Raw genomic sequence first — 17,237 nt, forward strand, 5'->3', positions numbered from 1 at the left:
CCGGCTCCCTCGACGTTCGCGACTGGACCGGCGCCCGCGTCGCGGCGCTCGAACTGCCGGCCCTGCTCCCGGTCCTCCCGGTGCGCGCGGCGGCTGACGATGTCCGTGCCGGGCGGCGACACCACCGCCGCGCTCGGGGTGCCGCCCGGGCACAGCCGCCCGGTCCCGCCCGGTGCCGGTACGGGACTCGCGGCGCGATGGCGGCCCGGCAGCCGACGGGCCGCGTGACCCCGGCCGCCGGGCCGAGGGCCCTGCCCGACGGATGGGCGGGACGCCCCCGGTGATCGCCGCAGACCTGGCGACCCGGCGGCTGACCGGCTCGGCGCTGCTGCCGGCCGGCGTGCTCACCGGCGCGGCCGCTGTGCGGGGAGCGCCACGGCGCCCGGCTGTGCAACCCCTGCGGGGCCGCCGCCCGTCGGCCCGGCTTGCCGTACTGCAAGTAACAAGATCAAAGTTTATGTGTGCGCCTCAGGCAACCGTTTGAGGTGGCCCCCCACCCCCTTGTGGCGCCCGTGATCCGTGGTGCCCGGACGACCCGTCAGGAAGTCGAATGCAGCCGTCGTGCGACCGTCTCGAGCAGGCCCGTCAGGATTACGAACAGCACCTCCGGAGCTGCCGTCAATGCAGGGCGGACGGCATGCAGTGCCCCGTGGCCAAGCATCTGAGGCGGCTGTACAACAACCTCGCCCGAACCGCCCGGTCCCATTCGGACGGCCCCGTCCGGTGATCCGCCCCCGGCTCCACCCTCTTCCCTGATATGGGATATCGTACCGGATGTGAAACATCGAGAGGGTGGGCCGGTTCCGGACCCCGTCGACGCCCGGCTCGGCACGCGACTGGCCGAGCTCAGGGGCGAGCACGGCTGGTCCCTCGGAGAGCTGGCGGAGCGCAGTGGGATCAGCCGGTCCACCCTGTCCAGGGCCGAGCGGGCGGAGACCAGTCCCACCGCCTCCCTGCTCAACCGGCTGTGCGCCGTCTACGGGCGGACCATGTCCCAGCTGCTCAGCGAGATCGAGGCGGAGCCCGCGCCGGTGGTGCGGGCCGCCGACCAGCCGGTGTGGCAGGACAGGGCCTCCGGTTTCGTCCGCCGGTCCGTGTCCCCGCCGCACGGCGGGCTGCGCGGCGAGCTCGTCGAGGGCCGGCTCGGCGCCGGTGCGGACATCGCCTACGACCGGCCGCCGGTACCCGGCCTGGAACAGCACATCTGGGTCCTGGAAGGGATTCTCGCCGTGACGGCCCGGGACGTCGAGCACCGTCTCGGGGACGGCGACTGCCTCAGGCTCCGCGTCTGGGGGCCCACCCGGTTCCGCTGTCCCGGCCCCGAGGACGTGCGCTACGTACTGGCGGTGGTGCGGCCGTGAACATCGAGAGCCTGGACGCCGCCCGGCTCCAGGACCGGCTCGAGGGGCTGGCCGAGCTGCTGGCCGACACGGTGGACGGCGGCGCCTCCGTCGGCTTCCTCGCCCCGCTCGACCGCGGGGAGGCGGCCGCCTGGTGGCGGGAACGGTCCGCGGCCGTCGCCGCCGGCCGGCTCGCGGTGTGGGTGGCGCACGAGGAACCCGGAGGGGTGCTGGGCACCGTGAGCCTCGCCCTCCCCGACAAGCCCAACAGCACCCACCGTGCGGAACTGGTGAAGCTCATGGTGCACCGCGCGGCCCGCGGCCGGGGCCTCGGCCGGCGACTGCTGACCGTCGCGGAGGAGGCGGCCGTCGCGCGGGGCGTCACCCTGCTGCACCTGGACACCGAGACCGGCAGCCCGGCCGAGCACCTCTACCGCTCCTCCGGCTGGACCCCCGTCGGCGCCGTCCCCGACTACGCGGCGGACCCCGGCGGGGTGCTGCGGCCGACGACGATCTACTACAAGCGTCCGGGAGCGGGCCCCGCACCGGCCGGCGCCGGCTGAGTGTCAGTGCCGACCGCTACGGTGCCTGCCATGCCGGATGCCGAAGACGTACGACGGATCGCCCTGTCCCTGCCGGACACCACGGAGAAGGTCGCCTGGAGCATGCCCACGTTCCGGGTCGCGGGGAGGATGTTCGCCACCCTGCCCGAGGACGAGACCTCCGTCGCCGTGCGCTGCCCCAAGGAGGAGCGCGACGAACTGGCCCTCGCCGAACCGGAGAAGTTCTGGATCGCCGACCACGAGGCGCAGTTCGCCTGGGTCAGGGTCCGCCTCGCCGCCCTGGAGGGTGAGGGCGAGCTGCGCGACATCCTCGCCGACTCCTGGCGCCAGGCGGCCCTGCCCCGGCTCCTCGAGGCGCACCCCGGGCTGGGCCTGCCGCCTGCGGGTGCGCACGCCGGAGAGGAGCCGTGGCCGTAAACGGGTGCGCGATCACCCCCTGGAGTGCGGTATGGTTTCCGTGCGCGTTCGGACCGGGGAATCCCCAGGTCAAACGGGCAACGGGACGTGGCGCAGCTTGGTAGCGCACTTGACTGGGGGTCAAGGGGTCGCAGGTTCAAATCCTGTCGTCCCGACTTGTCGAGCAGCAGGTCGGAGGCCGTGTCGGGGATTCCCGAGACGGCCTCTTCGTCGTTTTCCCACGCGCAGGCCGGAGAAGCCATCGGGCCCCGGCGTCCCCGGAGGCGCTCGCCGCCCGGGAACGCGGGCTGCCGCCGCTCGCGGCGAGAAGGCCGTCCCGCGCCGAGATCGTCGGGTGGCCGAACCGGCGCCCGCGCGCCGAGCACCATGAGCGAATCATGGGCGAATGTCCTTGATGTGGGCGTATGTCCTGTTTAACGTTCGCCGGGTAGGCACCGCCGCGGGAACGGACACCCGCGCCGCGATCCGGGAAGCGAGGTGGGGAGCGCGTGCACGCGAGGCGCGGACGTACCGGAGGGCCACGACGGACGCGGGCGCTGGTCGCGCTGACCCTGCTGGCATCGACGCTCGCCGCCTGCGGCGACGACGAGGACACCTCCCGGACCACCCTCAACTGGTACAACTTCCCCGACGACTCCGGCGCCCTGCAGAAAGCCGCCGACCGCTGCAGCCGGGCGTCCGGCGGCCGCTACCGCATCAGCTACAACAAACTGCCCCGGGCCGCCGACGGCCAGCGCCAGCAGCTGGTGCGCAGGCTCGCCGCCGAGGACGACTCCCTCGACATCCTGGGCCTGGACGTCACCTGGGCCGCGGAGTTCGCCGAGGCCCGCTGGATCCGGGAGTGGACCGGCGAGCCGAAGCGCCGGGCCACCGAGGGCACGCTCCGCGTCCCCCTGCAGACGGCCACCTGGGAGGGCAGGCTGTACGCCGTCCCGTACAACACCAACACCCAGCTCCTGTGGTACCGCGAGGACCTGGTGCCCACCCCGCCGAAGACCTGGTCCGAGATGCTGGACATGTCCCGCGGCCTCGCCCGGCAGGGCAGACCGCACTACGTGGAGATCCAGGGCGCCCAGTACGAGGGCCTCACCGTCTGGTTCAACTCGCTGGTCAACAGCGCGGGCGGCACCATCCTCAACCCGAGCGCCACCGAGCCCTCCCTCGGCCCGCCCGCCGTGCGGGCCGCCTCGATCATGCGGGAACTCGCGAACTCCCCGGCCGCCGACCCCTCCCTGCCCAACCAGATGGAGGACCAGAACCGCCTGGCCATGGAGTCGGGCGTGGCGGCCTTCGAGCTCAACTACCCGTTCGTCTATCCGTCGATGAGGACGAACAACCCGCGGTTGTTCGAGAACTTCCGCTGGGCGCCCTACCCCCGCGTCGACGCCGACCGCCCCGCCCGCCCCACCATCGGCGGCATCGACCTCGCCGTCAGCTCCTACTCCCGCCACCCCGACCTGGCCTTCGAGGCGGCCCTGTGCCTGCGGAACCGGGAGAACCAGCTCACCGCCGCGCTCGAGGGCGGACTGCCGCCCACCCTGCGCACCCTGTACGACGAGCCCGCCTTCACGAAGGAGTACCCCTTCTCCCAGGAGGTGCTGTCCGCCCTGGAATCGGCGAGCGTGCGGCCGCTCACCCCCGCCTACCAGAACGTGTCGATCGCCGTCTCCCACACCCTGTCCCCGCCGTCGGAGATCAAGCCCGAGAGCGCGGTCGACACCATCGGGGAACAGATCGACCAGGCCCTGCGATCCGAGGGTGTGATCCCGTGAGCACGATGGCGGAGCCCACCGGGGGCAAGGAGAAGGGCAGGAGGGCCCTCTCCGCCGGCGCCAGGCAGGAGCGCCGCCTGGGCTGGCTGCTGTGCGCACCGGCCGTCCTCGTCATGACCGCCGTGACCGCCTACCCCATCGGCTACGCGGTCTACCTGTCCCTCCAGCGCTACGACCTGCGCTTCCCCGCACGGGCCGAGTTCGTGGGCCTGAGCAACTACGGCGCGGTGCTGTCCTCCCCTTTCTGGTGGGACGCCTTCTGGGTCACGGTGTTCCTGACCACCGTGTCCGTGGCCATCGAGCTCGTCCTCGGCATGGGCCTCGCCCTGGTGATGCACCGCACCCTCTTCCTGCGCGGCACGGTGCGCACCGCGGTCCTCGTCCCGTACGGCATCGTCACCGTCGTCGCCGCCTTCTCCTGGCAGTACGCCTGGACCCCCGAACTCGGCTACCTCGCCGAGCTGCTGCCCAGCGGCGCCGCCCCGCTCACCGAGCAGTGGCCCGCACTGTGGCTGATCGTCCTCGCCGAGGTGTGGAAGACCACCCCGTTCATGGCGCTGCTCCTGCTGGCCGGCCTCGCCCTCGTCCCGGAGGAGACCCTCAAGGCGGCCATGGTCGACGGCGCCACCCCCTGGCAGCGGTTCACCAAGGTCATGCTGCCGCTGATGAAACCGGCCATCCTGGTCGCGCTGCTCTTCCGCACTCTGGACGCGTTCCGGATCTTCGACAACATCTACGTCCTGACCTCGGGCGCCCAGGGCACCGCCTCCCTGTCGATCCTCGGCTACGACAACCTGTTCACCGCGCTGAACCTGGGCATCGGGTCGGCGATCTCGGTCCTGATCTTCCTCTGCGTCGGGATCATCGCCTTCACCTTCGTCAAGCTGTTCGGCGCCGCCGCACCGGGCGCGGAGGTGAAGCGCTGATGGCCGCCGCGGGCACGCCGCACGCCGTCCGATGGGGCGTCGTCAACGTCGTGGTGGTGCTGTACGCCCTGTTCCCGGTGTGGTGGATCGCCGCACTGTCGTTCAAGGACCCCGGCACCCTCACCGACGGTAACTACATTCCGAGGGACTGGACCTGGGAGAACTACCGGGGCATCTTCGAGACCTCCGAGTTCACCCGGGCGCTGGTCAACTCGATCGGCATCGCCCTGATCGCCACCGTGATCGCGGTGATCCTCGGCACCATGGCCGCCTACGCGGTGGCCCGGCTGCGGTTCCCCGGCAAGCGGCTGCTGATCGGGATGTCGCTCCTCATCGCCATGTTCCCGCCGATCTCCCTGGTGTCCCCGCTGTTCAACATCGAGCGGATCATCGGGATCTTCGACACCTGGCTCGGGCTGATCATCCCGTACATGACCTTCTCGCTGCCGCTGGCGATCTACACCCTGTCGGCGTTCTTCCGGGAGATCCCCTGGGACCTGGAGAAGGCCGCCAAGGTGGACGGGGCCACCCCCGCGCAGGCCTTCCGGCTGGTCATCGTACCGCTGGCCGCACCGGGCGTGTTCACCACGGCCATCCTCGTGTTCATCTTCTGCTGGAACGACTTCCTGTTCGCGATCTCGCTGACCTCCACCGAGTCCGCGCGCACGGTCCCCGCCGCGATCGCGTTCTTCACGGGCAGCTCGCAGTTCCAGCAGCCCACCGGGTCGATCGCCGCCGCCGCCGTGGTGATCACCGTCCCGATCATCATCTTCGTCCTGCTCTTCCAGCGGCGGATCGTCGCCGGACTGACCTCCGGGGCGGTCAAGGGATGAGCGTGAAGGCAAGGAGGGGCCACCCATGGCCGAGATCGTCCTAGAGGGAGTCACCAAGCGTTATCCGGACGGATCCCTCGCCGTGCGGGACGTGGACCTCGACATCGCCGACGGCGAGTTCGTGATCCTGGTCGGCCCGTCAGGCTGCGGCAAGTCGACCACCCTGAACATGATCGCCGGGCTCGAGGACATCACCGAGGGCACCCTGCGCATCGGCGGGCGGGTCGTGAACGACCTCGCCCCCAAGGAGCGCGACGTCGCCATGGTGTTCCAGAGCTACGCCCTGTACCCGCACATGAGCGTGCGGGAGAACATGGGCTTCCCGCTGCGGCTGGCGAAGGTGGACAAGGCCACCATCGACAGCAAGGTCGAGGAGGCCGCCCGGGTCCTCGACCTGAGCGAGTTCCTGGACCGCAAGCCCGCCAACCTCTCGGGGGGACAGCGCCAGCGGGTGGCGATGGGGCGGGCGATCGTCCGTGACCCCAAGGCGTTCCTCATGGACGAGCCGCTGTCCAACCTGGACGCCAAGCTCCGGGTGCAGATGCGTACCCAGATCTCCCGGCTGCAGCGCCGTCTGGGAACCACCACCGTGTACGTCACCCACGACCAGACCGAGGCGATGACGCTCGGCGACCGGGTCGTGGTGATGCGGCAGGGCCTGGTCCAGCAGGTCGGCACCCCCGCCCAGCTCTACGACATGCCGCGCAACCTGTTCGTCGCGGGCTTCATCGGCTCCCCGGCGATGAACTTCCTCAACGCCTCCCTGTCCGGCGGCCTCCTGCGCACCCCGCTGGGCGGCCTGCCGCTCGACGACCGCGTGCGCCAGGTGCTGGAACGGCGGGACGCGCCGCGCGAGGTGATCGTCGGACTGCGCCCCGAGGCCTTCGAGGACGCGAGCCTGGCGCACGGGACGGGTGGCCCCGTCGTCACCGCCACCGTGGACGTGCTGGAGTCGCTGGGCTCCGACGCGTACGTCTACTTCAGTGCGGAGGGCGGGCCGGTGACCGCCGCCGAACTGGAGGAACTCGCCACGGACTCGGGCGCGCGCGACACCGGGGCCGGAGGAGGCCAGCAGGTCGTGGCCCGGCTGAACGCCGCCACCCGGGCGCGCGAGGGCACCCCCGTCGAGCTGCGGGTCGACATGGGCAAGGCCCATGTCTTCGACCCGTCGACCGGCGCCAACCTCACCCATGCAGGGGGTTAGCCGACGTCAGATCACACAGCCCGCGTGGGCCAGCGCCTGCTTCAGCAGCACCCCGTGACCACCCGGCATCTCGCTCTGCACCGCCTGCGACAGGGCCTCCTGCGGGCTGAACCACACCAGGTCGAGGGCGTCCTGCCGGGGCCGGCAGTCACCCGTCACCGGCACGATGTACGCCAGCGAAACCGCGTGCTGACGGGGGTCGTGGAAGGGGGTGATGCCCTGCGTGGGGAAGTACTCCGCGACCGTGAACGGCTGCAGCGACGCCGGGACGCGCGGCAGCGCCACCGGGCCGAGGTCCTTCTCCAGGTGGCGCAGCAGGGCGTCCCGGACCCGTTCGTGGTGCAGCACCCGGCCGGAGACCAGAGTCCGGCTGACCGTCCCGTCGGGCCCGATGCGCAGCAGCAGACCGACGCTGGTGACTTCACCGCTGTCGTCGACGCGCACGGGCACGGCCTCGACGTACAGGATCGGCATCTGGGCGCGTGCCATCTCCAGGTCGTCGGAGGACAGCCAGCCCGGCGTGGTTTCGGTCATGTCAGACATTACTTGATCATACTTTCAGCGGTCAGGGCTTCACGGCCACCGCGCCGTACTGCGGCACCGCGGCGGTGCCGGACGTGGCGCGCCACTGCGAGCAGGACACCAGACCGGGCTCGACCAGGTCCAGTCCCTCGAAGAAGGCGGTGATGTCAGCGGCGCTCCGGGCGGTGATCGGGGGAGTGGCGTTCTCGTTCCAGAACTCCATGGCCGGGACCTGCAGTTCGCCGCCGACCTCGGGGTCGTAGGTGGGGTGCGTGAGGACCAGGAAGCTTCCGGAGGGCACCGCCGCCATGATCCGGCGGACGATCTCCCGGGCCTTGTCGGTGTCGAGCACGAAGTTGAGGATCCCCAGCATCATCACCGCGACGGGCCGCGTGACGTCCAGGGTCCCGGCGGCGCGTTCGAGTATGGCGTCCGGGTCGTGCACGTCGGCGTCGATGTAGGCGGTGGCGCCCTCGCGCGTGCCGGTCAGCAGCGTGCGGGCGTGGACGAGGACGATCGGGTCGTTGTCGACGTAGACGATCCGCGCGTCCGGCGCGATCCGCTGCGCGATCTCATGGGTGTTGTCGGCCGTCGGCAGGCCGGTGCCGATGTCGAGGAACTGCCGCACGCCGCGCTCGGCGGTCAGGTACGTCACCGCCCGGCCCAGGAAGTCCCGGTCCGCGCGGGCGATGTCACGGACGACCGGGTTGATCGAGGCGACGTGGTCGCCGACCCGTTGGTCGACGTCGTAGTTGTCCTTGCCGCCGATCCAGTAGTTCCACACGCGCGCGTTGTGCGCCACACCGGTGTTCAGCCTCGCCGAGCCGCTCGGCGGGGTGTGGCTCTCACTCACGGTCTCTCCCTCTCCCTCGCCCGTACGGCCACGTCCGGGCCGCCGCGGCCATTGTGCCGCTTGGTGATCACGTTATCCCGTGAATGGGGGAGTGGAAGAGCCCTGTTGACGCGAGGGCACGCGGATCCGGCCCGGCCGAGCACGTCCTCGGCCACATGTCTGTCGATCGCCGCGCGGACCAACGCCGCCGCCAGGACGGCCGGTTCGGTGTGTTCCGCGAGGCCGGGGAGCCTGCCCGGGTTCTGCGGCAGTTCCAGTCGTCGCGCGCCCTGCGGGGCCTTGGCGTCCAGCCGCGGCGCCGTCTCCGGCCAGACGCGCTGGACCTCGCACAGGAAGATGTCGGCGCCGACCGGACCGACGCCGGGGAACTCCTGCAGCAGGCGGCGTAGCTCGGTGACGTCGCCGTCCGTCTCCTTGCGGAGCCTGCGCAGGTCGCCGCCCCAGCGTTCGGTCAACAGGTGGGCTCCGTCCCTCAGTCGGGTCGCGGTGCGCTCGCCGTAGCGCCGGTAGCCGCCCCGGCCGAGCGCCTCCACCCGTTCCTGCCGGGCCGCCCCGGCCATGCGGTGGGGATCGCGCAGCCCCGCCTCGTGCAGGGCACGGGCGGAGGCCACGGCGATCGACGCCTTGATCCGGGCGCTGAGCAGCTGGGCCGGCACCAGCGCCGGTACAGCGGCTGCGGGGCGTCCTTCAGTCCGATGCCGGCCTCCTCCGCGTACGTCCGGCCGTACGCGTCGACCAGGGCGCGCATCACCCGCTCGTCCCGGCCGGCCACGGCGACTACGGCTTGAGCGGATCGTGGCCGAGGGTCATCAGACGATGCCGACGGGGTGCGTCCTCGGCCGCGGGCTCGTTCTCCGGGTCCGTCTGCGCCGTGATGGTGTCCACGACCTCCGCCATCACCCGCAGGTCGTCCTCGGTGAGGTCGGTGCGGCGTTTGCGGAGGATGGCGAGGACGTGCTGCCCCGTCTCGCTGCCCGCCTGGTCCGGCAGCGGCTCGGTGGTCTCGTCGGCGTCGCTCACCCGCAGCCAGGCCGCCAGTTCCGCCGAGGTCATGTTCACCACGCGGTGGAAGTCGTCCCACAGCGCGTCCGTCTCGAGGGCGTCGCTCATGATGTGCCCCTCACATACGTGCGTTCTCCGGACATGCGTGCGTTCTCCGGTGCCGGGCGGTCAGGATTCGCCCGGGAAGTTCTCCGCCTCGAACATCCAGCGCTGCTTCTCCAGGTCCGCGGTGATCGAGATCAGCAGGTCCTGGGTGACCAGGTCCGCCTTCTCGGTGGCGTCGATGCGCTCGCGCAGGCGCGTGACGGCCGCGCCGAGCGCCTCCGTCATCACCTCCACGGCCTCCGAGTCGCGCAGCCAGCCCTCCTTCGGGGCCGGCAGCGAGAAGACCTTGGCGATGGTCTCGGGGCGGCCGTCCGGCGGCACACCGAGCGCCGCGGCCCGTTCCGCCACCGTGTCGGCGTGGGTGCGTGCGGCGGACACCACCTCGTCCAGCTGGAGGTGGACGGAGCGGAACCGCGGGCCCACGACGTTCCAGTGCGCCTGCTTCCCGATCAGTGACAGCCCGAGCAGGTCCACCAGGGTGTCCTGGAGGGCCTCGCAGGAAACCCGGCGGGCCTCGTCGGGCAGGGTGCTCCTCACAACGGTCATGGGGTGCTGTTCCTCCTTCTCGAATCGTCCGTGGTCCCGCGGAGCGGTGCCTCGTGCCCGCCCTCGCCGGTGCCGCTCCGGACGCCCGGGGCGGCACCGCTGTCGAGCGCGGAGCCGGGGCGCCGCGGGGTCACCCGCCGCCGTGCGCGAACACGCTCGGCGGCGATGAGGGCCCGCGGCGCCGGCCGCGTCGATCCGACGGGAGGGACACTTCCGGGTCCCCCTTCCGCGCGGGCCGCGCTCCGCGACCACTTCATGAACGCGCGGGTGCCCGCGGCCCTCCGGCGCAAACACGGCCCCGGCCGTGGGGGCGGGAGGCGGCCGCGGGATCTTCCCAGGGGCCGTTCCGCGGTCTATAGTCCAAAACTAGCGGTGCTAATTAAGAGTAGTCGCCGATCCCACAGCACAGCCATCGGCATCGGTCAGGAGTCCTGTCGTGCGCCCCGTCCACTTCGCGGCCGCCCGCCGCACCCCCATCGGCAAACTGCGCGGAGCCCTCTCTCCCGTACGGCCCGACGACCTCGCCGCCGCCGTGATCCGCGGCCTGGTCGCCGACGTGCCCGCGCTGGACCCGGCCCGCGTCGACGAGGTCTACTGGGGCGCCGCCAACCAGGCCGGCGAGGACAACCGCAACGTCGCCCGCATGGCCGTGCTGCTCGCCGGGCTCCCCGATTCCGTCCCGGGCGCCACGGTCAACCGGCTGTGCGCCTCCGGACTGGAGGCCGTCACCACCGCCGCCCGCACCATCGCGGCCGGCGAGGCCGACATCGTCGTCGCCGGTGGCTCCGAGTCGATGAGCCGTGCCCCCTTCGTCCTGCCCCGCCCCGACGAGGCGCTCCCGCACCGGATGGAGACCGCGGACACCCGCCTCGGCTGGCGGCTGGTCAACCCCGCGATGAGGGAGCTCCACGGTGTGCTGGCCATGGGCGAGACGGCCGAGGAGGTCGCCGCCCGGTACGGCATCGCGCGCGAACGGCAGGACGAGTTCGCGCTGCGCAGCCACCAGCGCGCCGCCGAGGCCCGGAAGAGTGGCCACTTCGACGACGAACTCCTGTCCGTGACCCGCCCGGACGGGGTGGTCGTCGACACCGACGAGTGCGTCCGCGAGGACACCTCCCTCGAGAAGCTGGCCCGGCTGAAGCCGGTGTTCCGCGCGGGCGGCTCGGTCACCGCGGGCAACGCCTCCCCGATGAACGACGGCGCCGCCGGCCTGATCCTGGTCAGCGAGGAGGCCCTGAACGAACTGGGTCTGGAGTCGCTCGGCCGCTACGTCGCCGGTGCCTCCGCCGGCGTCCACCCGGACGTCATGGGCATCGGCCCGGTCCCCGCCACGCGCAAGGTGCTCGCCCGCGCCGGCTGGGCGGTCGGCGACCTCCAGGAGGCCGAGTTCAACGAGGCGTTCGCGGCACAGGCCCTGGCCTGCGTCGACCAGCTCGGCATCGACCCCGACCTGGTCAACCCCAGCGGCGGCGCGATCGCCCTGGGCCACCCCCTGGGGTGCTCCGGCGCCCGCATCCTCACCACCCTGCTCCACCGCATGCGCCGCACCGGAGCCGGACGCGGCCTGGCGACCATGTGCGTGGGCGTGGGGCAGGGGAGCGCGGTCCTGGTCGAGAGGCACTGACCACCGCCCCGGGGAGCCATCAGGCGAGACGGTCCTCGCAGGCGTCGTTTGCCTGCCCATAGCATCTGTTCTTGCGATGAACATGATGACGCTCTGGCACCTCAACGGCTGGGAATTCGCCGCGCTCGCCTTCGCGGCCCTGCTCGTCGGCTTCTCCAAGACCGCCGTCAGCGGGGCCAACACGGTCAGCCTCGCCGTCTTCGCCGCCGTGCTGCCCGCCAAGGCCTCCACCGGAGTCCTGCTGCCCATCCTGATCGCCGGGGACGTGCTCGCCGTCCTCACCTACCGCCGGCACGCCCACTGGCCCACGCTGTGGCGGCTGTTCCCGGCGGTCGCGGCGGGCGTCGTCGTCGGGACCCTGTTCCTGGTGTGGGCCGACGACGGGATCGTACGGAGCTCCATCGGGGCGATCCTGCTGCTGATGGCCGGGGTGACGGTGTGGCGACGGCGGACGGCCGACGTGGACCGGGAGCCCCGCGGGGTCACCACCCGGGCGGGCCGTGCCAAGGCCCGCTCCTACGGGGTCCTCGGCGGCTTCACCACCATGGTCGCCAACGCGGGCGGCCCGGTGATGTCGCTGTACCTGCTCTCCGCGGGCTTCCGGAAACTCGGCTTCCTGGGCACCTCGGCCTTCTTCTTCCTGATCGTCAACACCTCCAAGCTGCCCTTCAGCGCCGGTCTCGGCCTGATCGACGCCGACTCGCTGCTCCTCGACGCGGCACTCGTGCTGTTCGTGGTACCCGGCGCGTTCCTCGGCAAGTGGGCGGTGAGCAGGATCGACCAGCGGTTGTTCGAACGGCTGGTGATCGTGGCGACGGTGGTGGGCGGGGTACAGCTACTGGCACCCTGAGCGGGGCCCGGTCGGCCGCTGGGGCCCGTGGGGTGTCTCGGGGAAGTGGTGCAGCCGGCTCGGCGCGGCGGTACGGCCGACCGTCGCAGCCAGCTTGCGCAGCCGTCGCCAGTCCAGTCGCGGCGGGGCCTGCGTGACACCGGGCCGCCTGCGCGGGACCCGGACGCGCAGTGCGCCGGGCGCGATGCGGCAGTGGACGGGGGTCGGCAGCATCATGGCCTCCCCGTCGACCCCGGCCTCGATCTCCGCGCGGTCCGCCTCGATGACGACCTCGGTGGCGGTCACGATGGTCAGCCCGCTCGGTTCGGGGTTCAGCAGCAGGGCGGCGGCGCTGATGGCGCCCTCCAGCTTCACCCCGAGGACGCCGAGCGCGGCGGAGTCGAGCCGTTCCCGCCGGCCGAGCCCGAAGGGATCGCCGGTGCGGTAGGGGTTGTTGCTGACCAGCACGGCCTGCGGCGCGACGAGCGTCGTGTCCCCCGCGCGGGCGACCAGCCGGGTCCCCTGCTGACCGGTGAGCAGGTCGGGCAGCATCTCCAGGCTGGTGCCGATCTTGTCGTCGCGGTAGGCGGGGCTCTGCACGATCGCCGCGTACGCGCCGAAGGAGGCGTTGTTCACGAACGGCTGCTCACCCGCGAAACCCAGGTCGACGCGGAGTTCGACGCCGTCCGTGAGTGCGTCGAGACAGGCGGCCGGGTCGCCGCGGTCCAGGCCGAGGTCCAGGGCGAAGTGATTGCGCGTCCCGGCGCTGATGACGAGGAACGGGATGTCGTGCTCGGCGGCCACGGCAGCCACCAGCGCCTGCGTGCCGTCGCCACCGGCCGCGCCCAGCAGGTCCGCGCCGTCCGCGACGGCGGCCCGGGCCAGCGCGGTGACGTCGTGCTGCCTGCCGGGTTCGAGCAGCACCACCCGGGCGCCCAGGCGCTCCGCCTTCTCCCGCAGCCGGAACCGGCCCACCTTGCCGCCGCCCGACCGGGGATTCATGATCAGCACCGGCTTCCGGGGCGGCGGCAGCCGCCGCTCCCGCACCTGTCCGCCGCCCGTGCCCCGCAGCGCGAACCTGCCGCTCCACACCGCCAGCCCCCACAGGGACAGGGACACCAGCAGCGCCCAGAACAGCGTCACCGCGAACAGGGCGATCAGACCGGCCGGCACACACACGGCGACCAGCGCGGACACCCACCGCAGCGGGCCCCGCAGGGTCAGCGTCCACCACACGGCGGCCGCGCTGAGCCCCAGTCCCGCGACCCCGCACACCAGCAGCAGCAGACCGCGCAGCCCACCGTAGACAAGGGGCGTCGCCACCGCGAGCGCGGCGGCGGCCAACGCCCCCCGCGCCGCCCATCGCTGGGCGTGATAGCCCCGCCCGCTCCAGTCCACGGCCATGCTTCCTCCAGTCACCCGGCGTCATCGTAGGGCGTGCACGTACGTGTGTGCGGCCGGATGCCGATCTTCGGTGGGCCGGTGCCGGGCACGGCGTCCCGGCCCCGTACCCTCGGCGCCATGTCCCCCCACGTCCTGGTCCTCGGCGGTACCACCGAGGCACGCGCACTGGCCGGCGAGCTGTCCGCCCGCCCCGGAACCCGGGTGACCACCTCCCTCGCCGGACGCGTGAGACGGCCGGGCGCGGTCGCGGGCGAGCTGCGCGTCGGAGGTTTCGGCGGCGCGCAGGGGCTGGCGGACTGGCTGCGCGAGCAGCGCGTGGACGCGGTGGTCGACGCCACGCACCCCTTCGCGCAGGCGATCACGGCGAACGCGGCACGGGCCGCGTCCGAGACCGGACTGCCCCTGGTGGTACTGCGCCGCCCCGGCTGGCAGCCGGGCCCCGGCGACCGCTGGCACCCGGTCCCGTCACTGGACGCGGCGGCCGACCTGCTGCCCCGGCTCGGGCACCGGGTCCTCCTCACCACCGGCCGCCTCGGTCTCGCGGTCTTCGCCCACCTGACGGACCTGCGCTTCGTCGTCCGGGCGGTCGAGCCCCCCGAGTCGCCCGTGCCGCCGCACACGCACGTGCTGCTGGCCCGCGGCCCCTTCACCGTGGCCGACGAGACGGCCCTGCTGCGCGAGCACCGCGTCGACGTCCTGGTGACCAAGGACAGCGGCGGCGCGGCGACCGCCGCCAAACTCACCGCGGCCCGCGACCTCGGTCTCCCGGTCGTCGTCGTCCGGCGCCCGCCGCTGCCGGACGGCGTCACGGCGGTCGAGGACGTACCGACGGTCCTGCGCCGGCTGGACACCCTGGCCCGGCCTTGAGCCGGACGGCTCGCCCCGTGCCCGGCCGCGCGGCCGACCGTCGCCTCACCGCGGCCCGCGGCCCGGACCTCCGGGCCGTCGTCGTGCACCGCCCGCTTCCGCCGTGCGGTGCGACCGCCGCCGAGGGCGTCCCGGGGCCTTGAGCCGGACGGCTCGCCCCGTGCCCGGCCGCGCGGCCGACCGTCGCCTCACCGCGGCCCGCGGCCCGGACCTCCGGGCCGTCGTCGTGCACCGCCCGCTTCCGCCGTGCGGCGCGACCGCCGCCGAGGGCGTCCCGGGGCCCTGCGCCGGCCGGCCACCCGTGACGGCGGCGCGGCGGCGGGGACGCACCGGACCGGACGCTCAGCCCTCGGCCGGTCTGCGGCGCAGCAGATACGTGTCCATGATCCAGCCCTTGCGTTCCCGGGCCTCCGCGCGGAGCCGCTCGATACGGGGGGCCGCCTCGGCCAGCGGCCCGGAGACGAGGATCTCGTCCGGCGTGCCGATGTAGGCGCCCCAGTAGATGTCGACGTCCTGGTCGGCGTACGCGCGGAAGGCCTGATGGGCGTCGAGCATCACCACCACGTCGTCCACGCCCTCAGGGAACCCCTCGGCGAGCCGCCGCCCCGTGGTGATCTGCACCGGGCGGGCGACCCGGTTGAGCCCGGTCCGGTGCCGGGCGACGAGCGCCGACACGCTGCTGATGCCCGGCACGACGTCGTAGTCGAAGACGACGCGGCCGCGCTCCAGGACCTCCTCCAGGACGCCGATCGTGCTGTCGTACAGCGCCGGATCCCCCCACACCAGGAACGCCCCGGTCCGGTCCTCCCCCAGCTCCTCGGAGATCATCCGCTCGTAGAGGTCCGCGCGGGCACTGCGCCAGTCCCCGACGGCGGGGGAGTAGGCCGAACCTCCGGCCGTCCGGTCCCGCTCCGGGTCACGCGCCTCGACGATGCGGTAGGCGCCCTCCGGTATGTGCGCGTCGAGCATGTCGCGGCGCAGCCGGGTCAGATCCGCCTTCGTCTCGCCCTTGTCCAGGATGAAGAACACGTCCGTGCTCCGCAGTGCCTTGACCGCCTGCAGGGTCAGCTGGTCGGGGTCGCCCGCGCCGATACCGATGACATGAATCTCTCGCACGCCCCCGAGTCTGCCGCACGCCGCTGACAGCGCGTGCACCGCACCCTGCCCCTCCGTCAGGAGGAGGCCCCCCGCAGCCGGGGCGCCCGTGCCCCCGCGTCCACCGGAGCGCCCGCCTCCACCTCGGCGGCCAGCTCCCGGGCCCAGGCGATCACACCGCAGAGGTCGATCCCGTGCGGCCGACGCCCGCCCCCCGCCGCAGCCCACGCCTCCGCCGCGCCGGCCCCGCGTCGCAGCAGCCGCGCCCCGCCGGTGGCGTTCCCGCGCGCGGCGTGGGTGAGCCCCACGGCGAGCTGGGCCAGCCCTCGCCACAGCTCGCGCTCCTCCTGCGGCCCCGACTTCCAGGCGTCCTCGAACACCTCGTGGGCGTGGAACGGCTTCCCCTCGTCCAGCAGCCGCTGCGCCTCCGCGACGCTCTCCTCCGGCCGCCGCACGACCCCCTCGGGCTGTCGGGGCACTCCCGGTGCGCCGTGCGGCAGGGGCCGTCCGAGCCCGTCCCGCGGCCGGGCGTTGCGCGCCCGCCCCTCACCGTCCCGGTCCCGCGCGGCGGCCGTCCGGCCCGAGGATGTGCTCTCCGTGCTGCCCATACACCGATTGTCCCGCGCCCGGTCCGATTCGGGTCGCCCCGAAAACGTGGGGTAAAGTGCTGTCCACGCGATCACGCGGATCCACCCCACGCGATCGCATCGGGACGTGGCGCAGCTTGGTAGCGCACTTGACTGGGGGTCAAGGGGTCGCAGGTTCAAATCCTGTCGTCCCGACTGGAGAAAGTCGCAGGTCAAGGGCCGGTTTCGGAGGCATCCGAAACCGGCCCTTGACCATTCTTGGGGACCAGGCGGGGACTGGCGCCCTTGACCGAGGTCAGCGGGTCACGACGATCGGGCTCGGCAGTGAGCGTGGTGCGTGCAGCACGCTCACGTGTGCGAAGAGCGCCGCCCCGGCGGCCGCGATCCTGTGCACGTCGGGGTGCGGGTGTCGCTGAGCGGTGGTCAGGGAGCCGTGTCCGGTGATCCTGCGGAGGACGTGTACCTGGACTCCGGCATCGGCGAACCAGGTCAGTCCGGTGTGCCGGAGGTCGTGGCGGCGCAGGTGTTCGTAGCCGAGCTTGGTGACCACGTCGTCCCAGTGTGTAGCGTCGCGCAGGACGGCGGTGGAGACGCGTCCGCCGCGCGGGCCGGCGAACAGGCGGGCATCGGGATTCGGGCCGGCGGACAGGACGCGCTGAGCGACGAGGGGGCGGATCTCCTCGACGACGGGAACCTTGCGGGCCCGCTTGCCCGCCCCGCGGACGCCGCCGCCTGCACCGCCCCCACC

At 72.7% G+C, this 17,237-nt stretch carries 17 protein-coding genes, 2 tRNA genes and 2 pseudogenes; 12 read left to right on the forward strand and 9 right to left on the reverse strand.

Going from position 1 to position 17,237, the window contains the following annotated elements; translation table 11 throughout:
- Positions 1-776 precede the first annotated feature (776 nt).
- The 8 genes from KYY02_RS28255 (at position 777) to KYY02_RS28290 (ending at position 7,055) form a co-directional block, all read left to right on the forward strand.
- Complete coding sequence (locus KYY02_RS28255; RefSeq protein ID WP_371242778.1) at positions 777-1,361, forward strand: helix-turn-helix domain-containing protein; 585 nt, start codon at positions 777-779, stop codon at positions 1,359-1,361.
- Entirely contained in the window at positions 1,358-1,903 is a 546-nt protein-coding gene (locus tag KYY02_RS28260; protein ID WP_371242780.1) for a GNAT family N-acetyltransferase, read from the forward strand. The genes KYY02_RS28255 and KYY02_RS28260 overlap by 4 nt, the downstream gene beginning before the upstream one ends.
- A gap of 30 nt (positions 1,904-1,933) precedes the next feature.
- Entirely contained in the window at positions 1,934-2,320 is a 387-nt protein-coding gene (locus tag KYY02_RS28265) for an MmcQ/YjbR family DNA-binding protein (RefSeq protein ID WP_371242783.1), read from the forward strand.
- Between the two features lie 81 nt (positions 2,321-2,401).
- A tRNA-Pro gene (locus KYY02_RS28270) sits at positions 2,402-2,475 on the forward strand.
- Between the two features lie 333 nt (positions 2,476-2,808).
- Positions 2,809-4,092: an ABC transporter substrate-binding protein gene (locus KYY02_RS28275; RefSeq protein WP_371242785.1), complete on the forward strand. Its 1,284-nt coding sequence runs from the start codon at positions 2,809-2,811 to the stop codon at positions 4,090-4,092.
- The gene (locus KYY02_RS28280) at positions 4,089-5,018 is read left to right on the forward strand and encodes a carbohydrate ABC transporter permease (RefSeq protein WP_442538171.1); all 930 of its coding nucleotides are present in this window, start codon (positions 4,089-4,091) and stop codon (positions 5,016-5,018) included. Before KYY02_RS28275 ends, KYY02_RS28280 begins: the two co-directional genes overlap by 4 nt.
- Entirely contained in the window at positions 5,018-5,851 is an 834-nt protein-coding gene (locus KYY02_RS28285) for a carbohydrate ABC transporter permease (protein WP_371242787.1), read from the forward strand. Before KYY02_RS28280 ends, KYY02_RS28285 begins: the two co-directional genes overlap by 1 nt.
- A 25-nt stretch (positions 5,852-5,876) precedes the next feature.
- Complete coding sequence (locus tag KYY02_RS28290; protein ID WP_371242789.1) at positions 5,877-7,055, forward strand: ABC transporter ATP-binding protein; 1,179 nt, start codon at positions 5,877-5,879, stop codon at positions 7,053-7,055.
- Between the two features lie 6 nt (positions 7,056-7,061).
- Here KYY02_RS28290 and KYY02_RS28295 read toward each other — a convergent pair whose 3' ends face one another.
- The 5 genes and pseudogenes from KYY02_RS28295 to KYY02_RS28315 all read right to left on the reverse strand — a co-directional run bounded on the left by KYY02_RS28295 (position 7,062) and on the right by KYY02_RS28315 (position 10,083).
- On the reverse strand, positions 7,062-7,589 hold the full coding sequence (locus KYY02_RS28295; protein WP_371242837.1) for an NUDIX hydrolase family protein: 528 nt from the start codon (positions 7,587-7,589) through the stop codon (positions 7,062-7,064).
- Between the two features lie 31 nt (positions 7,590-7,620).
- Positions 7,621-8,430 carry an SAM-dependent methyltransferase gene (locus tag KYY02_RS28300; protein ID WP_371242792.1) on the reverse strand — a complete coding sequence of 270 codons (810 nt, stop codon included), beginning with the start codon at positions 8,428-8,430 and terminating at the stop codon, positions 7,621-7,623.
- A gap of 125 nt (positions 8,431-8,555) precedes the next feature.
- A pseudogene (locus KYY02_RS28305) lies at positions 8,556-9,178 on the reverse strand (endonuclease); the annotation flags it as partial.
- A 29-nt stretch (positions 9,179-9,207) separates the two neighbouring features.
- Positions 9,208-9,540, reverse strand: a complete 333-nt coding sequence (locus KYY02_RS28310; RefSeq protein WP_371242795.1) for a DUF3140 domain-containing protein — start codon at positions 9,538-9,540, stop codon at positions 9,208-9,210.
- Between the two features lie 60 nt (positions 9,541-9,600).
- Positions 9,601-10,083, reverse strand: a complete 483-nt coding sequence (locus KYY02_RS28315; RefSeq protein WP_371242797.1) for a Dps family protein — start codon at positions 10,081-10,083, stop codon at positions 9,601-9,603.
- A 436-nt stretch (positions 10,084-10,519) separates the two neighbouring features.
- Between KYY02_RS28315 and KYY02_RS28320 the strand changes: the two genes are divergently transcribed.
- Complete coding sequence (locus KYY02_RS28320; RefSeq protein WP_371242799.1) at positions 10,520-11,707, forward strand: thiolase family protein; 1,188 nt, start codon at positions 10,520-10,522, stop codon at positions 11,705-11,707.
- A gap of 76 nt (positions 11,708-11,783) precedes the next feature.
- Entirely contained in the window at positions 11,784-12,557 is a 774-nt protein-coding gene (locus KYY02_RS28325; RefSeq protein ID WP_371242801.1) for a sulfite exporter TauE/SafE family protein, read from the forward strand.
- Here KYY02_RS28325 and KYY02_RS28330 read toward each other — a convergent pair.
- Positions 12,543-13,940, reverse strand: coding sequence for a diacylglycerol/lipid kinase family protein (locus KYY02_RS28330; RefSeq protein ID WP_371242839.1), 1,398 nt, complete (start codon positions 13,938-13,940; stop codon positions 12,543-12,545). The genes KYY02_RS28325 and KYY02_RS28330 overlap by 15 nt on opposite strands.
- Before the next feature lie 117 nt (positions 13,941-14,057).
- On the opposite strand from KYY02_RS28330, the gene KYY02_RS28335 reads away from it, so the two are divergent.
- Entirely contained in the window at positions 14,058-14,807 is a 750-nt protein-coding gene (locus KYY02_RS28335; RefSeq protein WP_371242803.1) for a cobalt-precorrin-6A reductase, read from the forward strand.
- A 342-nt stretch (positions 14,808-15,149) separates the two neighbouring features.
- Here the strand turns inward: KYY02_RS28335 and cobF are convergent, their stop codons facing one another.
- Both cobF and KYY02_RS28345 read right to left on the reverse strand, forming a co-directional pair.
- On the reverse strand, positions 15,150-15,923 hold the full coding sequence (gene cobF, locus KYY02_RS28340; protein WP_371242805.1) for a precorrin-6A synthase (deacetylating): 774 nt from the start codon (positions 15,921-15,923) through the stop codon (positions 15,150-15,152).
- A gap of 56 nt (positions 15,924-15,979) precedes the next feature.
- Positions 15,980-16,510, reverse strand: a complete 531-nt coding sequence (locus tag KYY02_RS28345; RefSeq protein WP_371242808.1) for a DUF309 domain-containing protein — start codon at positions 16,508-16,510, stop codon at positions 15,980-15,982.
- 100 nt (positions 16,511-16,610) lie between these two features.
- Here KYY02_RS28345 and KYY02_RS28350 point away from each other — a divergent pair.
- Positions 16,611-16,684: transfer RNA gene (locus KYY02_RS28350), tRNA-Pro, on the forward strand.
- 100 nt (positions 16,685-16,784) lie between these two features.
- On the opposite strand, the pseudogene KYY02_RS28355 reads toward KYY02_RS28350, so the two are convergent.
- Positions 16,785-17,201, reverse strand: a pseudogene (locus KYY02_RS28355) (tyrosine-type recombinase/integrase); the annotation flags it as partial.
- Between the last annotated feature and the right edge of the window lie 36 nt (positions 17,202-17,237).

Source organism: Streptomyces pimonensis, from assembly GCF_041380215.1.
Lineage (GTDB): Bacteria > Actinomycetota > Actinomycetes > Streptomycetales > Streptomycetaceae > Streptomyces > Streptomyces pimonensis.

Coding starts and splice junctions, on each gene's coding strand:
- KYY02_RS28265 (WP_371242783.1), top strand. CDS start 1,934: ATGCCGGATGCCGAAGACGTACGACGGATCGCCCTGTCCCTGCCGGAC.
- KYY02_RS28285 (WP_371242787.1), top strand. CDS start 5,018: ATGGCCGCCGCGGGCACGCCGCACGCCGTCCGATGGGGCGTCGTCAAC.
- KYY02_RS28290 (WP_371242789.1), top strand. CDS start 5,877: ATGGCCGAGATCGTCCTAGAGGGAGTCACCAAGCGTTATCCGGACGGA.
- KYY02_RS28295 (WP_371242837.1), bottom strand. CDS start 7,589: ATGACCGAAACCACGCCGGGCTGGCTGTCCTCCGACGACCTGGAGATG.
- KYY02_RS28310 (WP_371242795.1), bottom strand. CDS start 9,540: ATGAGCGACGCCCTCGAGACGGACGCGCTGTGGGACGACTTCCACCGC.
- KYY02_RS28315 (WP_371242797.1), bottom strand. CDS start 10,083: ATGACCGTTGTGAGGAGCACCCTGCCCGACGAGGCCCGCCGGGTTTCC.
- KYY02_RS28325 (WP_371242801.1), top strand. CDS start 11,784: ATGAACATGATGACGCTCTGGCACCTCAACGGCTGGGAATTCGCCGCG.
- KYY02_RS28330 (WP_371242839.1), bottom strand. CDS start 13,940: ATGGCCGTGGACTGGAGCGGGCGGGGCTATCACGCCCAGCGATGGGCG.
- KYY02_RS28335 (WP_371242803.1), top strand. CDS start 14,058: ATGTCCCCCCACGTCCTGGTCCTCGGCGGTACCACCGAGGCACGCGCA.
- KYY02_RS28345 (WP_371242808.1), bottom strand. CDS start 16,510: ATGGGCAGCACGGAGAGCACATCCTCGGGCCGGACGGCCGCCGCGCGG.